A 17,579-nucleotide genomic window follows, 5' to 3' on the forward strand; every position below is an offset into this window, starting at 1 on the left:
GCGCGCCCCTACCGGGCGCAATCAAACCTGACGGCGCATCGGCCCCGGCCGCCGCGTTACAGGCTCCGATACCACCCGTTCTTAATCAGGATGTCGGCCAGAACGCTTACGCTTTCCTTCCAGGAGAGACGCGTCATATCGGCGCTTTCCGGCACGGTCCCCGCGGCGAAGCGGTCCCGCCAGGCCGCGATCTCCCGCGCCAGGCGATCGGGATCGGTGATCTCCACATAGGTCGCGTGGTCGCCCGCGATCTCATGGAAGACCGGCAGGTCGGAGCAGACGATCGGCGTGCCGTAATGCGCCGCCTCGACCAGCGGCAACCCGAAGCCCTCCCCCTTGCTGAGGAACAGCAGGGCGGCCGCGTTGCGGTAGAGATGGGCGATCTCCGTGTCGTCGGCGCCTTCAAACAGGAACAGCTTCCGGTTCAGCATCCTGTGCGTGCGGAGTCGCTCCATCAGGCCGTCGACATTCCAGCCCGGCCGGCCGGCGATGACCAGCGACAGGTCCGATCCCTGCGCCCACAGCCGCTCGAAGGCGTCCAGGGCGAGCGCGTGCGACTTGCGCGGTTCGATCGTCCCGACCATCAGCGCGTAGGGCGTCATCGCCCCGTTTCGCGCCGCGCTGTTCGCCGGGGCGTCGGCCTGGGCCGGGAAGGTTGAGCCCAGATGCCAGTAGCCGACCTTCAGCCCCTCGCGCCCCAGGCCATGCTTGGCCATGTAGGCGATCAGGTCGTCGGCGACGGCCTTGGAGATGCAAACGAGCCCGTCGCTCGCCGCAATCGCGGCGCGCAGCCAGACTTCGAAGTTTTGCGGAGCACGTTCAGGGAAGTTCTGATGGGGCAGCAGAACCGGCAGCAGGTCGTACACGGCGGTGACGACGGGCACCCGCGCCTGCCGTGCCCGCTCGAAGATCGGCTCGAACGCCTCGTATAGCTCCCAGGAGGAGTCGAGCATCAAGAGCTGGTCGCCCGGCCGGAACACCACCGGCTCGGCGGTGGCCGCTTCCGCTTCGTGCCGGAGCAGCAGGCCCTGCGGGGCCAGCCAACGGTTCGCCGGAACAAGCTGGTCCCCAACACGCTCCACCGCAACCGCCTCGAAATCCGCCCGCTCGGTGCAGTAGGCGGCGCGGACGATTTCCCGCACGACACGCTGAATGCCAGTCTTGTGGTCGAATTGGATAATATAGCTGACGTCGATGAACAGGCGCGGCTTGGCGAAGGCCGGAACCTGACGGCGGTCCAGGAACTCCGCGGCGCGGGCGGCAGCCCCCGCCCGATCCGGGCAGGCCGCCAGATGCGGCGCCAGCAGCCGGGCGTAATGCGACGACCGCGCGGCGGCGTCGCGCTCGATGAACTCATGGATGGCAGCGGCGTACTGCGCGGCGCTCAGATTAGGATCGTGCTGCGCACGCACATAGGCGTGGCCACGCCGCGCATAGCCGGCGCGCCGTCCGGGGTCCCGCACCAGCTCCAGAAGCGTCGCCGCAATCTCCGCCGGCGTCGGCTCCGCCGACAGCTTCACCATCACGTCCGGCGGGTAGTCCTTGAAGCTCGACTCGTCATTGACGACCAGCGGCAGGCCGTAGGCCAGACCGTCCAGAACTCCCTTCGATGTGCTGCCCCGGCAGTTCGTGCGCAGTTGCACCGCGATGTCGGCGGCCCGCAGGTGGCGCTCGTAGTCGGCCTCCGACACAAAGCCGGTGACCCGCACCCGCCGTCCCAGCCCCGACTTGGCAATCCGCTCCCGCAACGCCGCCCCGAAGTCGTCCCGCAGGATCTCGCCGACGAAAACCAGGTGGCAGCGCCCCTCGTCCCGCAGTGCCGACGACACGAAGGCCTCCAGAAGACGGTCCCCGCACTTCGTCCAGGTCACATGGCCGAAGGTCGCGACGATCACGTCGTCCGGCCCGTATCCCAGCGCCGCGCGCGCCGCCTCCCGGTCCACCGCCGTCCCCGAACGCGGCAGCGCGACCATCTGCGGAACAATCCGGTAGGGTGCCGCCCAGCCCTCCGGGTGAAAGCGCCGCACCGTGTCCAGGCTGAACGGCGAGTGGGCGATCACCCCGATCGCCCGGTCCAGCACCCGCTTGCTGCCGGGCAAGGCCACCGCCGCCGCCCCGACCCCGTTCGCCTCCCCCTGCGCCGGGGCCAGGAACCGCCGCGCCTGTCCCGCATGGCCGTACAGCATCTCCAGGGCGTAGCGGTCCTTGTCCTGGAGCGTGAACTCCAGATGCCCCATCAGCCCGCTGAGGAAGACGTCGTGCAGCCCCACCACCCCGGGAAAGCGCTCCAGAAGCGGCACCATGTGCGCGTGGAAATCCGAGTTCCCGAACTCGTAGTGGATGACGTCGTAGGCCGCCGCGTTGGCCGGCAGGTCGCGGGCGTCGTAGATCCGGAAGGCCGTGGCGATCGCCGGGTCGGTCACCGTGTAGCCGTCGACATACAGGTCGATGTCGAAGTAGCGGGCGAGGTAGGGCAGAAAATAGGCGTTGTAGTCCGCGATCCCCGACCGGCAGGGCGGCAGCGGCGTCAGCATCGCCATCCGTCGGCGCGGCAGCCAGCCCTGCCGGGCCGCGGTGACGCCGCTCTCCCGCTTGCGCTCCAGCGCCTCGTCGAAGGCCTCCAGCGCCAGGCGCGCGGTGTTGCGCCAGGAATAGTCCTTGGCACGCGCCACCCCATGCCGGCGCAGATCGTCGGCAAAGCCGGGATCCTTGAGCACCCGAAGCAGGCTGCCGGTGATCGCGTCGGGGGCGGTGGCGTCGAACAGCGCGTCCTCGCGCACGATCAATTCGCGGATGCTCGAATTGGCACCGCCGACCACCGGCGCGCCGCAGGCCATCGCCTCCAGGACCGGCAGGCCCAGCCCCTCGTACAGCGAGGGGAAGAAAAACACCGTGCAGGTCGAATAGAGCGCAACCAGATCCTCTTCCGGAACGAAGCCCAGGAACAGAATGTCGCCGCCCCGCAGCCCCGCCTTGCGGGCCACCTCGGCGAGCGCCGCCTTGCGCTCCGCCTCGATCGCGCAGACGATCACCAGTTGCAGCGTCTCGCGCACCTCCGGCGGCAGCCCCGCGAAGGCGAGGATGGCTCCCGTCAGGTTCTTCCGGTGGTCGTCGCCGCCCGTGTAAAGAACAAAGCCCGCGCGGTCGATCCCATGGCGGGCCCGCAGGGTACGGCGGGCCAGCTCCGGCTCCGCCACGGGCATGAAATGCTCGGAGATGCCGCCGTGGATGGCCACGACCCGCGACGGGTCGATGCCCAGCAGGTCGATGGCGTCGCGCCGGCTGGCCTCCGAAATGGCCAGCAGAAGGTCGGCTTGGTGCAGCCAGGCTGCGCGGTGGCGGTACCAGCGCTCCAGCCCCAGACCCTGGAAGTAATGCTCCGGAAAACGCACCGGAATGAGGTCGTAGAGCGTCGCCGAGAGCACCTGCCCCGCCGGACGCCCGGCGGGCGGCGGCAGAGGCACCCGGTCGCCGCAGCCCTCGAAGACATGCGACACATGCACGACGTCCGGGCGCACCGCGTTCACCGCCGACCGGTACAAGAGACCGTCCAGCGCGTCGCGCTCGCCGCCGTCGTAATCCCGTCCTACCCCCCACTCGGGCAGAGGGGGAGCCTGCACAAGGCGGGATTGCCCAACCGCCTCCGTCTCCAGACGGTGGGGATGGTGCTCCGACACGAAGCCGAACAGGTCGCGCGCACCGCGCAGTTCCGCCATCGCCTCGAACAGCGCCTTCGAATAGCGCCCGACCCCCCGACGCGCCGACCCCACCGTCTGGCAGGCCTGCAGATCCACCAGAAGCCGCGTCGTGCGCCGGTCAACCTTACCCATCAATCCGTCTCCCCAAATCCCAAACCAGCATCGAGCGCGTCAGCAACGCCGATGTGTCCCGGCTGTCGATGGTCATGTCCACCGGTTCGGAATGGGCAGGAAAGCCAGCTGGCCTGCTGGTGGCGGCAGGGGATACGGCAACCGCGTTGACCGCTGGCGCGACGGAAACCGGCCGGTTCATCCGCTCGTAAATGCGGCGGATCAGGGAGTTTCCGACCAGGACACGGAACAGGCCCGGCATCCACCACCGCACGGCTTTGGCGCTCCGGCGCGCCAGAGCACCCAAAACCCGCCTTAGCAATGTCCGGCTCCGCCTGTACCCCAGAGGCACAGCGCTGCGCCAGAAGCGCAGCGGCGCCGTCAAACGCCAGGAAAAGCTGCCACGAAGCGATTGCAGAGTACGGGTCAGCTCGTCAGCAAGGGCCCACCAGTGCTGGTTTTCCTGGCTCAGCTCGGCCAACCTTGCTTGGAGGCGTTCGATCTCCCCCCGAACCCCGGCCAATTCACCCTCCAGCGCGGCGATGCGCTCCCGGGCTTTCCCGGTCTGGGCGCCCCGCTCTTCCGCGAGCTTGCGAACACGATCCAACTCCGCCTCGACCCGGACGCTGTGTTCACCTCGCTCGTCAACAAGCTTGCGGACGCGATCCAGTTCGGCCTCGACCCGGCTCCCGTACTTGCCTCGCTCTTCCGCGAGATTGCGGACGCGGTCCAGCTCCGCCTCGACCCGGGCGAGTTCCGCCTCGGCCGCAGCGCCGTGGTTACGCGCGATCACCAGTTCATGGGGGACGAAACGGTCGAAGACGTTCGGCGGCTTGCGGAACGCTTCGCCCAGTTCGGCGTGTTCGCGCGCCACGTAAAACTGGTTCAGCCCGTCGAAATAGACCTGATCATACCCCCGGTCGGTCAGCAGAGAGGACCACAGATGGTGGTTCTCCTCTTCCGACATGGGAGCAGTCGCCTCGACCAGGATGATCCAGGGACGGTAGGCTTCAAGCGCGATGCTGGCCAGGACCTGCCGCTCCGCCCCCTCGACGTCCACCTTTAGGAAATGGACGTCGCCGACCTTGTAGTCCCGGCAGATCGACTCCAAGGTCAGGGCCGGCACGAAGAGCTCCCGCGTCTCGAAGCCGCTCTCGCGGTGACGGTCGGCAACGTCGCCGCTGGCGGTCGATAGGCCTGATCCCAGAACATCGAAGAGCTTCAAGATGCCCGGCTGGTCGGTCACCGCGACCTTCAGGTTGATGTCCTCGGGCCGTTCTTCGGTCAAGCGTTCGTACCAAGCGTCGATGGGCTCGATGTTGATCCCGCGCCAACCCCGCTCGTAAAACGCCTTGGTCACCGAATACTGGACCGGGTCGTTCGCACCGACGTCGATGTAGAACCCCTTCTCGACGCCCTTGAGGGCGCGATGAAGCATCACGTCCTCATAGTTTTGCGCGTAAGAAATGAATGTCATATCCGGTTCACCCCAATCTCGGGTTCCATCCAATTGCATCCTGCAAAATGTCGGCGGGTCATGTTTGCTACATTAAAGATTAGAGCAAGATCCCGCCACTCATAATTATTCACTAGATGTGTGTCAGTGCTGACCAGAGCTGTCGATACCGAGTAACTTCCCACCCCGAAATTGAGAGGAAATGCAAATGAATACTCCACACATTCACCAGGAAGCATGTCGAGCAAAGGCATATCCTGCAAATGGGTGTTGGTTCCGAATATGACTTGACCCAGCCGATCCTTGATCATGTAGCCCAGAACCAGACGCGGGATCGGTGCATGGATGCGGACACGCACCCGCAGGGTCACATTGGTTCCGACATCCACGAGTTCGACCGGTCTTCCATCGGGACCAAGAAGGGCGATGTCTTCCACGGTCGCTTCTCCGGTCCCCGATACGGTCTGCACCCGGCCATCGTCCAGGGTCTGCTGGGTGACGGTGCCGGCTTCCCGTTCCGCAATCAGGGCGTTGTAGAGATCAGCGATTTCCTCGGGCGTCCCGTCGCGCAGCAGCCGGCCCTTCTCCAGAAGGATAGCCCGGTCACAGATCGACTGAATGGCCCCCTTGTCGTGAGAGACCAGAAGCAAGCTTGTGCCCTGCTTCTGGAAAGCCCGGATCCGGTCGAAGCTCTTGTGCTGGAAATAGGCGTCGCCCACCGACAAGGCTTCGTCGACAATCAGAAGGTCAGGCCGGACGGCCGTCGCCACCGCGAAGGCGACGCGCATTTGCATGCCGCTGGAATAGGTGCGGGTCGGCTGGTCGAAATAGTCGCCGATTTCTGCGAAGTCCTCGATTCCGCCGATCATTCGGTCGATGTCGGCATGGCTGAAACCGACCAGACCGGCGGCATGGTAGACGTTTTGTCGGCCGGTCAGGTCGGGACTGAACCCCATGCCCAGTTCCAGGATCGCTGCAACCCGGCCCTGCGAATGGACACTGCCTTCGGTGGGCCGGGTCGTTCCGGTGATCAGCTTCAACAGGGTGCTTTTGCCGGCCCCGTTCTGACCGATGATCCCGACCGCCTCGCCCCGCCCTACCGAAAAGGACACGCCGCGCAGAGCCCAATATTCGGCGCGCGGCCTGACCGGCACCGAAAACCACGACAGGATGCGGCGCAGTTCGCTGCCGTACTGCCGATACGCCTTGCCGAGGTTGTGAACATGGAGTTCCCCGCTCATAGGACGTCCACCATCTCGGCACTGGCCTTCCGGAACATGAAAAGCGACAACGCCAGCAAAAACAGCGCCAGCACGCCGATGATACCAAGCTGCTGCCAGTCGGGACTGCGGTTGTACAGCAGGACATCATGATAGCCGGTGATGATATGGAACAAGGGATTAGAGGGCAACCAAGCCCTGTATTCGGGTGGGATAATGTTTTCCATATAAACAATTGGCGTAAACCAGAAAAGGAGCTGCAAAATCACCGGAACGACTTGGCCTATGTCGCGCAGGAACACGTTCAAAACCCCGCAGATCAACCCGATGCCGAGCGCCAGTGCTATGTTCACGACGACCAGCAGGGGCATCCAGAGCAGTGCCGTCCCGGGAAGATTGCCCAGAACGCCGAAGATCATAATGATGGCCAGGAACAGCAGGAAATTGTTGAACAACGCGCTGCCGGCCACGATCAGGGGCAGCGTGATTTTCGGGAATACCAGCTTCTTGAGGAGATTCCCGTTATCGATGAACAGCGTCAGACAGCGGGTCACGACTTCCGTGAAAAGCGACCATGCCAGTATGCCGGACATCAGATAGATCGGGTAAGCGTACTGGCTGTCGATTCCGGGGATTTTGGAAGCAAGGACGGCGGAAAGAATAAAGGCAAAGATCGCAACCTGAACCAACGGGTTCAATATCATCCAGGCGCCACCAAGACGGCTGCGAATAAACTTGGTGGAAAAGTCGGTTTTTATTGAGGAGAAAATAAAATAACGATATTGCCACGCACCCAACAACATGGCGTTCATATGGTATTCCTCTTGAGGCCTTTAAATTCCGGGGCGGCACATTGCCTGAAAATCCAGCCGCCAGGGAAACGACGTTTCGGCGAAGGCATACCAGGGAAGGCCGTGGATAGTCAAGTTGGCGGGGCGCGGCGCCCCTCGCCGGCCATGCCGGCCAAGCTCCCAGCCGCCCGGCCTGGAAGGGCGCGAAGCAGGGCGTGGCGCAATACGGACAGTCAAACGGCCGCACTTCTGCTATGAACAGCCCTGCGACGATCCGGTTCTTGCCCTGGCACGCTTCGCACCATTGCCTCATGGTCATCCTCGATTTGGATTCGCGCCCTCCATGACCGACATCATCCCCCGGCCTTTCGATGGACAGCCCCTCGGCGACACCCTGTCGGGAGACCTGGGGGCGGGCTCACCGGCGCACGCGTGGCACTTCCATGGACGGCTGGACGCGATCGCGGGGACGCTTCTGTCCGGCTGGGTCCTGTCGACGGCCTCCCCGCACGCCCCGGTGGCGTTGCGCGTCGCCGCCGGCCGGGCCGAGGCGACGATCCTTCCGGACCGCGAGGCGCCGGCCTTGAGCCGCCTGCTGGGACAGCCGGTGCGCTGCCGCTTCGCCGTGGATCTGGCCGCGCTGTTCCCCGGGGTGGATCTGACCGGCCTGCCGGTCTCCGTGCGGGTGGCCGAAAGCGGGCAGCTGCTGGAAAACGCGCCGCAGACGGTCGCCGGGCCCCGCGCGGTGGTCGCCCATGTGGACCGGATGGAGGGACAGCGCATCCTGGGCTGGGCGGTCAACACGCAGGACGAGGGCGAGGCGGTCGAGGTCGAGGTCCTGGTGGACGGCCACCCGATCGCCCGCATCGTCGCCAACCAGCAGCGCCGGGACCTGCTGGCGCGCTTCACCACCTGCGACCACGGCTTCGAGTCCGCCGTGCCGGGTCTGTCGGGAACGGAGCTGAGCCTGCGCGACCGGCGCAGCGGCGCCGTCGTCTTCGGTCCCATCCCGATCGTCCTGGACGAGGTGCGGGCCAGCCGCAGCGGCGCCTTGGCCGACCGGCTGGACGGGCTGGCCGCGCTGCTGGAGGAGATCCGGACCGACCTGCCCCGCCAACGGCGCCTGGCCGCCTATCCGATCGCCGATTACGCCGCCTATCACCGCGAGCACGGGGCGGAAACCGCCGGCCGGCGGGCCCGGCTCGCCCCGCGGGCGGCGGCCTTGGGCCAGGACGGCCCTCTGTTCTCGGTGGTGATGCCGGTCTGCGACCCGCCGCTGTGGATGCTCGCCGAGGCCATCGAGTCCGTGCGCCGCCAGCTCTATGGCCGGTGGGAGCTGTGCATCGCCGACGACGCCTCGCGCAGCGACGCCGTGCGCGCCCTGCTGCGCGACGAGTCGGCCCGCGATTCCCGCATCCGGGTGTCCTTCGCGGCCGCGCGGCAAGGCGTGTGCGCCGCCACCAACCGGGCGATCGGTCTGGCCGGCGGCGATTACGTCGCCTTCCTCGACCACGATGACCGTCTGTCCTTCGACGCTCTGCTGCGCATGGCGGAGGCCATCGGGGAAAGCCGCGCCCCCGTGCTGTACAGCGACGAGGACCGCATCGCCCCGGATGGCCGCCATGTCGATCCGGCGCTGAAGCCGGACCTCGATCCGGAGCTTCTCCAGTCGGTCAACCACGTTTGCCACCTTCTGGTGGTGAAGCGGGCGCTGCTGGGCGAACTCGGCGGCCTGCGGCCGGGATTCGAAGGCGTGCAGGACCACGACCTCGTCCTGCGGCTGCTGGAGCGGGTGGGAGCCGCCGGCATCCGCCACGTGCCGCGGGTGCTCTATCACTGGCGCATCAACCCGTCGTCGCTGTCCGGCCAAGGCGGCAACGACGCGGCCATCCTGGACGGCATCGGGCGCTGCGTGCGCGAGCATCTGGCCCGGCTCGGCCGGCGGGCCACGGTCACCGCCGATCTTGAGACGTTCCGGGCATCGGGCGGGCTGTTCCACGCCCGCGTGCGCCCTGCCCTGCCCTGCCCGGCGCCGATGGTGTCCATCGTCGTGCCGACCAAGGACGCGGTGGATCTTGTGCGCGACTGCGTCGGCAGCCTGCTGTCCCGGACCGTGTATCCGAATTTCGAGGTCGTTCTGGTCGACCACGACAGCGCCGAGCCGCAGTCCCGTCCCTTTTTCAACACGCTCGCCCGCGACCCGCGGGTCCGCGTGGCGGATTTCCATGGCCCCTTCAACTGGGCGGCGATCAACAACGCGGCGGCGGCGGGGTGCCGCGGCGATGTCCTGTGCTTCCTCAACAACGACATCGTGGTGACCGAACCCGACTGGTTGTCCGAGATGGTGGGGCGCCTGGCCCAGCCGGGAGTGGGAGCGGTCGGCGCGAAGCTGCTCTACCCCAACGGCACGGTGCAGCACGCCGGCGTGGTCCTGGGGGCGGGCGGAACCGCCGACCATGCCTTCGCCGGGCTGCCCGGCGACGCGCCCGGGCATCTCGGCCAGGCGATTCTGCCACGCACGGTGTCGGCGGTGACCGGCGCCTGCCTTGTCACGTCGCGCACCGCCTTCCAGGCCGTCGGCGGCTTCGACATGGTGCACCTGCCGGTGGCCTACGCCGACGTGGATTACTGCCTGAAGATCCAGCAGGCGGGGTTGCGCGTGCTGTGGACGCCTTACGCCCGGCTGCTCCACCTGGAAACCCAGACCCGCGGCGCTGACGACACGGCGGAGAAGGCGGCCCGGCTGGCGGTCGAGGCCGGACGGCTGCGCGCCCGCTGGGGCGGCCTGAGCGCCGATCCCTTCTACAACCCCCATTTCGAACCGCTGGGCCCCACCTACGGGCTGCTGCGCCCGCAGCCGGACTGAGCTGACGCCGCGGCCCGAAGCGGGCTCAACCGCGCCGTGCCGCCTGGAGAAGATCCACGAGGCGCGGCGCCATGCGGTCGAGGGAGTAGAGCGCCTCCACCCGCGCCCGCCCGGCGGTGCCCATGCGGCGGCGCAGGTCCGGATCGGCGGCAAGCCGGCCCAGCGCCATCGTCCAGTCCTCCGGCGTCGTCGCCAGGAAGCCGTTGACGCCGTGTTCCACGATGTCGCGGTTCATGCCCACGGGGGAGGCCACCACCGGCTTGCCGCAGGCCATGTACTGGATGAGCTTGTAGCCGCACTTGCCGCGCTCCCACGGCGTGTCCGACAGCGGCATGACGCCGACGTCGAATCCGGCGATGCGCCGGCTTTCCGTTTCCTCCTCCCAGAGATAACGGTCGGGACGCAAAGCCCCCAGCGCCGCGGGCGAAGCCCCCACCAGGCTGATCCGCACGCCTTCGGTCTCCATCACATCGCGCAAGGGGCCGGCGATGAGATCCAGGTAATGCTCCGTGATGGGGGAGCCGATCCAGCCGACCACCATGGGCCGACTGGGCTCGGTGGGCGACGGAACCGGGTAATGGTCGAGGTCGACCACGGTCGGCAGGATCTCCACATGGCGGGCGCCCGCCGACTCCGCGCGCCCGGCCAGATAGCCGTTGCCAACGGTGACCAGCGCCGCCCGCCGCATGAGCCGGTCGAGCTTGTCGCCGAGCAGGCGGCGCACCGGCCACCAGCGGCTGAGGTCGTAGCGATGGAACCAAGCGTCGTCGAAATCCAACACATAGGGCGGAGCCGCGTTGAGCAGGGCGCTCTCACCGCCATAGGGCAACCAGGGCAGAACCTCCTTCTCGATCCACAGCAGATCGAAGGAGCGCGTGTCGCAGAAGCGGCGGACGCGGTCCAAGTACCCCTGAGCGACGCTGCGAAAAGGCCTCGGCCGGCCGGCGTAGAGCGCTTCCAGGTACGAGTCGGACAGCAGCGGCATCGTCTCGACGGACATGCCGGCACGCTCCAGCGCCGGCATGAACTGATAATGCCGCAGGCGGCTGCTGGGTCCCCGAAGACCGTACCGGGACAGCAGGAGGATGCGCATGGCCGGGAGCGGTGTCTTTTCTGGCAATGACAAGGCGGTTGCCGTGTTGCGAAGCGGGGCGACGGGCCGGGACCGGATCCTTCGCCGGATGGCTTCGACCGGCCCCGCAAGGCGGAACGTCTCCCTTGATAACACCCCGAGCACGGCTTGGAATGAAATTCCAAGGCATCTTCCTTAAAGTCGCCCGGCAAATCCACTGACATTTCTGCAGGATGAAGGAATTGCCGTGCAGCACCGCTTCCGTTGGAAAAATGGTTTGCAGGTTGCAGAATTCCCAATCCATAGCCGAACTAAGAAACCTGGAATCTGATTAGCCGGAGGAGATCCACAGTAAATCAAAAGTATCACTCCATAACATTTTATGAGTTCTATGCCAAACCCAACGGCAGGCCCCATGCGTCAATTTCATATATTTTCCATTGACGTTGCCAAACGGAAAGCTGAAGCAACCTGTTTTGGTGATAAATTTTCTTGGCACTCCATCTGTCGATGGCATTGTTCCCGAGTCATATGGATACAAGGCGAGCATTGAACTGGAGAATAGACATCAAGCAGTCTTGGAGAGAAGCTTCCCCAAACGCGGGGGGAATGACGACCTCCATGAATACTTACACCTGGAATACCGAACATTGCTGCCAAGTGTTTGGGACCGCTATCTATTCCCACAAAGGAGCTGGCACCAGCAATGCAGACCATTAGCTCAATGTCTGTCAAGGCTCCAGCTAGATTTACAACCGGAATGCCGCGTTGAGCAACACTATCAGCGATTTCCGAGCAGCGTGCCGCTTCACCTGGAACGCCGATCAACACAATGCGCAAGCCCGAAATTTGATGAATTTCGGAAATAGCCTCTTGCATAAACCTAACAGTTGGCGAGCGAACGTCATTATCCGGCCCAACCTGGACAACGCAATATTTCTCTCCAAGAATTTTTTTAAGCAGAGGGGACAACACATCTTTCCATCTTTCGATAAATTCTATTGGGTTTCGCAGATTATTTGAAAATGTACTGTTTGATATAGACATTCTTTCAATTAGCCCCATAATTTGCTCAGAAATATGGATTCTCTGCTCCTGACCAGGAACCCCCGGCTCCGGGTAATCTCTAGATATTTCAAGATCAAACATCATGCCTTTCGTACGGAATCCGATTTTTACGAAAGCCTTGCATTCTGAAAGAATGTTCCTGTTCTGATCGTCGATTCGGAGTTCTGTCGCGAGATCCCAACTCCGGTCACCGCGTAGAATAATGTTTCTATCTGTCAAGATTTCATCTGCAATCCCTAGAGCATGAGCAATCATGCCGGTGTAAGGTGTCGCCAACAGTGTTATATGGGCATTTGGTATAATTTTTCTCAGGTGCTCAATAGGCTTAATTGCCGTAATAACATCTCCCATTGCATCTATCTTGATCACAAGAGCAGATTTTATCAACGCGGGATCAAATGTAATTCCATTTGAATTAATATAGACAAGCTGATTCCTTTGATGCGCTTCTAGAGATATATTCTCTCTGCTAATTACTTCTTGAGATGCTAGTTGATCGGATAATATACCTTTTTGGAACCCACCAATCGCAATACCATCAATATCCTCAAAAATATCCTCGAAAGCATCTTGAGGGGACATTGAGCAAGAGAATCGTCCAATTGCCTCAAGCAATCTTGGGATATCCGAAGAATTTCTAACCAGATTAATGCAGTAAACTCCGTTACCGGATTCGTCATCAGGCGGCACCTGTTCTGTCGCACCAAATACACTGGAAAACGACATAGTACTTCTATCAATCGGAAGCGGTCGGTATCGGTAAACAGATTTGTTCTGCCCCATCAAACCCCGAGCAGCGAACTGCAGCTCTTGAAGCTCCATCTGCATCTGCCTCCAATCCGCTAGAAAGACGGACAGAATCTTTGGAAAATCATTAGAAGCAGCTCCACGATCAACAAATGCCTTCAGGTCTGAAAAGGAGCGAATCCTTAAATGTTCAGCTTCCTTCGCAAAACCAAAATTTAGGTGATCGCGAATTTCCTTTGTTGTATAGAGAGATACATCGCTGAAGTAATTAGACATCCAACGCAACTTTGCAAGGAGAGTTGATATTTCCTTAGGACTTTTATTGTCAATCAATTTCTCATTAAGTATATAATAAACAGCATTGGATGCTGATCTTTTCCTTAAATTCAAGAAAAAGCTCTTAAGGGAGATGCTCTCATTAGCCAATGAGCGCTTCAGTATCTCAGGAAATTTCTCTGTACTATTTCCAGAAAAATGAAAAACTAGAGAACGCTGCTCGCCAGATTTTGCTGTAATCTCCAGTTCAAACTTTATCAGTTCTGCGTCATTATCCTTTGGTATCATATAGAAATCAAACTCGAATCCACAATTAATATTGTAATCTAGTCCACCAGATTGTATTGCCGTTTCATGATGACAGGGAAGCCCATAAGTTGCTTCTCCCAGAACCACACCCCTGTAAATGACTTTAATAGATTCGATGCCACTGCGAGACAAAGCCCATCCGACTACCTTGCTTGAGAACGGCATATAGGACATAGGATGCTCTGTGTACTGAAAAGGATGAAGAACTACTGCTTTTATTTCATCATCTCTCATCATGACTCTTCCTTCACCTGATTCTTTTTTTGACAGAAGACAGTCCGATTAGCTATCTAAAATAGCGAACAGCACAAGACTCCCCTTACATCTCGCATTCTCTTTCTGCCAACATCCACCTCTTCGAAAAAAGTCCAATCGATTTCAATTTTCAGTAATATTTTTAATAATTATAATGAGGGAGATGGCATTTCAGTGCAATTTTTGGGGAATTATCACTCCCTTTTATGAAGAATTCCAGCTCAGAAACACCCTAGATGTACTGATCAAAACCTTTCTTGGACCGATAAAAATCAGCGGTTTGAGTCCACCGAGGCGAGGCTTTGATCCGCACTTTTAGTAGTTAGTATTCCGTCTTTTGGGCAACACGCTCTTCCACCCTGTCGCACAACAGATGGTAGAGGCAGATGTGGGCTTCCTGAATGTGCGGCGTCACGCGCGAGGGGACGTCGAGCAGAACGTCACACAATTCTGCCATGGCGCCGCCGCCCTGGCCGGTCAGGCCGACCGTGGCCATGCCCATCTCGCGCGCCACATGCAGAGCCGCGATGACGTTCTTCGAGTTGCCGCTCGTCGAGATGCCGATGAAGACGCCGCCCTGGCGGCCATGCGCCTCGACCTGGCGGGAGAAGACGGTCTCATAGTCGTAATCGTTGGCCCAGGCGGTCAGCACCGCGGGGTTGGCCGAGAGGGCGACCACGTTGAGGCCGCGCCGCTCGCGCCGGAAACGGCCGACCAGCTCGCCGGCGATGTGCATGGCATCGCTGGCCGAACCGCCGTTGCCGCACACCAGCACCGGCAGTCCCTCGGTCAGCGCCGCGGCGGTGAGATCGACCGCGCGGTCAAGCGCGCCGTCCAACCCATGCTCCTGGGTGGCGCGCAGGAGGGCGATGGTTTCGTCAAGATAGGCGGAAAGGGTCACGGGATCGGCCTTATCGCAAGCGGTGAGGTCAGGAAACGAGGCGGATGCGTTCGACGGTGCGGGTGGTGCTGAAGCCGTCCTTGAGGTCGGCCAGCAGCACCGTGCCGCCGTAGGATTGGACCAGATCGGCGCCGACCACCTGGTCTACGCGATAATCGGCCCCCTTCACCAGCACATCCGGGCGGATGGCGTCGATCAGTTCCATCGGCGTGTCCTCTCCGAACAGAACGACCAGATCCACCATTCCCAGCGAGGCCAGCACCGCGGCCCGCGCCAGCTCGGACTGAATCGGCCGGGTCGGCCCCTTCAGCCGCTGCACGGACTCGTCCGTGTTGATGCCGACGACGAGCCGGTCGCAGCCGCCCCGCGCCTGCCGCAGCAGGGAGAGGTGGCCGGGGTGCAGCAGGTCGAAGCAGCCGTTGGTGAAACCAACCTTCAGCCCCTGGCGGCGCCAGCGTCCGGCCACCGCGGCGGCCTCGTGGCGCAGGACGATCTTGCGGTCGCTCTCGTCCATCTCCTGCCGGCGGGTGATGGCGGCCAGCTCGTCCCGGGTCACCTGGGAGGTCCCCAGCTTGCCCACCACAATGCCGGCCGCGGCGTTCGCCAGACGGGCGGCGTCCGGCAGGGCGACGCCCCGCGCCAGGGCGCAGGCGAGCGTGGCCACCACCGTGTCGCCGGCGCCGGAGACGTCGAACACCTCGCGCGCGATGGTCGGCAGGTGCACATGGTCGTCCGCGGTGATCACGGTCATGCCCTGCTCGCTGCGGGTCGCCACCACCGCCTTCAGCCGGTGGCGGGCGATCAGGGTCCGCCCGGCGACGACCACCGCCTGGTCTCCGTCGCACGGCATGCCGGTGGCCTCGCGCAGTTCGCGCAGGTTCGGCGTCACCACGTCGGCCCCCTCATAACGCGCGTAGTCGCGCCCCTTGGGATCGACGATCACGGTCCGGCCGGCCGCGCGCGCCAGGGCGATCAGCCGCGTCGGCATGTCGCCCGCCAGCACGCCCTTGGCGTAGTCGGACAGCAGGAGCACATCGGCCTCGCCAAGCGCGGCTGTGGCAGCCTCCAGCAGGCCTTCCCGCTCACGCGCCGACGGCGGGCCGACCCGCTCCTCGTCCAGGCGGACAACCTGCTGCTGGCGGGCGGTGATGCGGGTCTTGAGAATGGTCGGGCGATCCCCGGACTCGACCAGACGGTCCATTCCGCCCAGGCCGGACACGAGCCGTCGCACGCAGGCCCCGGCACCATCCGCGCCGATCAGCCCGACGAGCAGGGCCGAACCGCCGAGCGAGGCGACGTTCGCCGCGACGTTGCCGGCTCCGCCCAGCATCTCCTCGGTGCGGTCGAGCTTGACCACGGGAACCGGGGCTTCGGGGGAGATCCGCTCGATGTCGCCGTAAACGAAGCGGTCCAACATCACGTCCCCGACCACGGCGACACGCGCCGTCCCCAGGCCGTCGACGATGTCCGTAAGGTATGCCGTCATGATTCCCCCAATCTCGGGTCCGCGCCGCACTGTCCGTTCGTCACCGGTACGGATCGGGCTGGGATAGGAAGCTCTGCACGTAGTCCGTCACGCCCTCTTCCAACGGGGTCATGGGCTGGTCGTAGCCGATGGCCCGCAGGCAGCCGAGATCGGCCTGCGTGTAGTATTGATAGCGGTCGCGCAGAACCTCGGGCATGTCGACGTATTCGATCGACGGTTCGCGGCCGGCCGCGCGGTAGAGCGCCTCGATCAGGTCGCGGAAGGAACGCGCCTCGCCGCTGCCGACGTTGAAGATGCCGCTGGCTTCGGGATGATCCAGGAACCAGCGCACGACCGACACGCAGTCCCGCACATAGACGAAGTCGCGCAGCTGCCCGCCATGCGCATAGTCCGGACGGTGCGACTTGAACAGGCGAACGGTGTCCCCCACCGCCGCCGCCGCGTGGTTCTTGGCCACCACGCTCATCATGTCGCCCTTGTGGTATTCGTTCGGGCCATAGACGTTGAAGAACTTCAGCCCGACCCACTGCGGCGGCCGCGGCCGGCCGCGGCGCACCAGATCGACGATCCGGCGGTCGAAGGCGTGCTTGGACCAGCCATAGGCGTTGAGCGGACGAAGCTCGGCCAGGGCCGCCGGGTCGTTGTCATCCACGAACCCCCGCGCACCGTCGCCGTAGGTGGCGGCCGAGGAGGCGTAGATCAGCGGCACGCCGCCGGCGGCGCACCATTCCCAAAGATGGGCCGAGAATTTTATGTTCGTGTCGACGATCAGATCGACGTCGGTGGCGGTCGTCGCGGAAATGGCCCCCATATGGACCACCGCGCGCACGGTGCCCGCCGTACGGTCAAGGAAAGCCGGAAGCTCCGCCGGCGCCACGAAATCCGCCACCAGATGCTTGGCGAGATTCCGCCACTTCTGGCCGCTGCGCAGCCGGTCGCAGACCACGATCTCACAGTCGTTCCAGCCGTGCAGGGCGGCGGCGATGTTCGAGCCGATGAAGCCGGCTCCCCCGGTGACGATGATGATGTCAGTCATGAACGGACCATAGATACCGGGGGTGTTGCCCAAGGTGACCGGCCGATGCCCCCGCTTGAGGTGCCAAGGCAGCCTTTATGAGGAGGAACTTCATATACCATCTGGTTGGCCGCCCGTCTTCTGGCTTTGCAGCATCGCTGTCCAATTCACCCGGCAGACGGGAAGAAAGGCGCGTCGAGCGTCCTTTTCTTCCATACCCTGGCCACATCCGGTTGCCATGCGGCAACCGGATCGGCGCGCCCCATACCGCCAACGCACTGTTGACACTTCGTTAATTGAAAAACCGT

At 63.2% G+C, this 17,579-nt stretch carries 10 protein-coding genes; 1 reads left to right on the plus strand and 9 read right to left on the minus strand.

Going from position 1 to position 17,579, the window contains the following annotated elements; all coding sequences use genetic code 11:
• Positions 1–56: 56 nt before the first annotated feature.
• The 4 genes from Sp245p_RS26680 to Sp245p_RS26695 are packed head-to-tail and all read right to left on the minus strand — an operon-like array spanning position 57 to position 7,297.
• Positions 57–3,830 (minus strand): glycosyltransferase, encoded by a 3,774-nt coding sequence (locus tag Sp245p_RS26680; protein ID WP_014200385.1) that lies wholly within the window; start codon positions 3,828–3,830, stop codon positions 57–59.
• Positions 3,823–5,286, minus strand: a complete 1,464-nt coding sequence (locus tag Sp245p_RS26685; RefSeq protein WP_014200384.1) for an FkbM family methyltransferase — start codon at positions 5,284–5,286, stop codon at positions 3,823–3,825. The genes Sp245p_RS26680 and Sp245p_RS26685 overlap by 8 nt, the downstream gene beginning before the upstream one ends.
• The gene (locus tag Sp245p_RS26690; protein ID WP_014200383.1) at positions 5,283–6,506 is read right to left on the minus strand and encodes an ABC transporter ATP-binding protein; all 1,224 of its coding nucleotides are present in this window, start codon (positions 6,504–6,506) and stop codon (positions 5,283–5,285) included. Before Sp245p_RS26690 ends, Sp245p_RS26685 begins: the two co-directional genes overlap by 4 nt.
• Entirely contained in the window at positions 6,503–7,297 is a 795-nt protein-coding gene (locus Sp245p_RS26695; RefSeq protein ID WP_041814862.1) for an ABC transporter permease, read from the minus strand. Before Sp245p_RS26695 ends, Sp245p_RS26690 begins: the two co-directional genes overlap by 4 nt.
• A gap of 322 nt (positions 7,298–7,619) precedes the next feature.
• On the opposite strand from Sp245p_RS26695, the gene Sp245p_RS26700 reads away from it, so the two are divergent.
• On the plus strand, positions 7,620–10,142 hold the full coding sequence (locus Sp245p_RS26700) for a glycosyltransferase family 2 protein (protein ID WP_014200380.1): 2,523 nt from the start codon (positions 7,620–7,622) through the stop codon (positions 10,140–10,142).
• Between the two features lie 25 nt (positions 10,143–10,167).
• On the opposite strand, the gene Sp245p_RS26705 is transcribed toward Sp245p_RS26700, so the two are convergent.
• The 5 genes from Sp245p_RS26705 to rfaD form a co-directional block, all read right to left on the minus strand.
• Positions 10,168–11,235 (minus strand): glycosyltransferase family 4 protein, encoded by a 1,068-nt coding sequence (locus Sp245p_RS26705; RefSeq protein ID WP_014200379.1) that lies wholly within the window; start codon positions 11,233–11,235, stop codon positions 10,168–10,170.
• A gap of 405 nt (positions 11,236–11,640) precedes the next feature.
• Positions 11,641–13,851 carry a glycosyltransferase family 9 protein gene (locus Sp245p_RS26710; protein WP_109139064.1) on the minus strand — a complete coding sequence of 737 codons (2,211 nt, stop codon included), beginning with the start codon at positions 13,849–13,851 and terminating at the stop codon, positions 11,641–11,643.
• Positions 13,852–14,191: 340 nt separating this feature from the next.
• On the minus strand, positions 14,192–14,770 hold the full coding sequence (locus Sp245p_RS26715) for a D-sedoheptulose-7-phosphate isomerase (RefSeq protein WP_014200372.1): 579 nt from the start codon (positions 14,768–14,770) through the stop codon (positions 14,192–14,194).
• A gap of 28 nt (positions 14,771–14,798) precedes the next feature.
• Positions 14,799–16,256: a bifunctional D-glycero-beta-D-manno-heptose-7-phosphate kinase/D-glycero-beta-D-manno-heptose 1-phosphate adenylyltransferase HldE gene (hldE, locus tag Sp245p_RS26720; protein ID WP_014200371.1), complete on the minus strand. Its 1,458-nt coding sequence runs from the start codon at positions 16,254–16,256 to the stop codon at positions 14,799–14,801.
• Positions 16,257–16,296: 40 nt separating this feature from the next.
• On the minus strand, positions 16,297–17,283 hold the full coding sequence (rfaD, locus tag Sp245p_RS26725; protein WP_041814922.1) for an ADP-glyceromanno-heptose 6-epimerase: 987 nt from the start codon (positions 17,281–17,283) through the stop codon (positions 16,297–16,299).
• Positions 17,284–17,579: the final 296 nt, after the last annotated feature.

Source organism: Azospirillum baldaniorum (assembly GCF_003119195.2).
GTDB lineage: Bacteria > Pseudomonadota > Alphaproteobacteria > Azospirillales > Azospirillaceae > Azospirillum > Azospirillum baldaniorum.

Excerpts from the sequence above, each read along its gene's own strand:
- Sp245p_RS26680 (WP_014200385.1), bottom strand. The coding sequence starts at position 3,830 with ATGGGTAAGGTTGACCGGCGCACGACGCGGCTTCTGGTGGATCTGCAG.
- Sp245p_RS26685 (WP_014200384.1), bottom strand. The coding sequence starts at position 5,286 with ATGACATTCATTTCTTACGCGCAAAACTATGAGGACGTGATGCTTCAT.
- Sp245p_RS26690 (WP_014200383.1), bottom strand. The coding sequence starts at position 6,506 with ATGAGCGGGGAACTCCATGTTCACAACCTCGGCAAGGCGTATCGGCAG.
- Sp245p_RS26695 (WP_041814862.1), bottom strand. The coding sequence starts at position 7,297 with ATGAACGCCATGTTGTTGGGTGCGTGGCAATATCGTTATTTTATTTTC.
- Sp245p_RS26700 (WP_014200380.1), top strand. The coding sequence starts at position 7,620 with ATGACCGACATCATCCCCCGGCCTTTCGATGGACAGCCCCTCGGCGAC.
- Sp245p_RS26705 (WP_014200379.1), bottom strand. The coding sequence starts at position 11,235 with ATGCGCATCCTCCTGCTGTCCCGGTACGGTCTTCGGGGACCCAGCAGC.
- Sp245p_RS26710 (WP_109139064.1), bottom strand. The coding sequence starts at position 13,851 with ATGATGAGAGATGATGAAATAAAAGCAGTAGTTCTTCATCCTTTTCAG.
- hldE (WP_014200371.1), bottom strand. The coding sequence starts at position 16,256 with ATGACGGCATACCTTACGGACATCGTCGACGGCCTGGGGACGGCGCGT.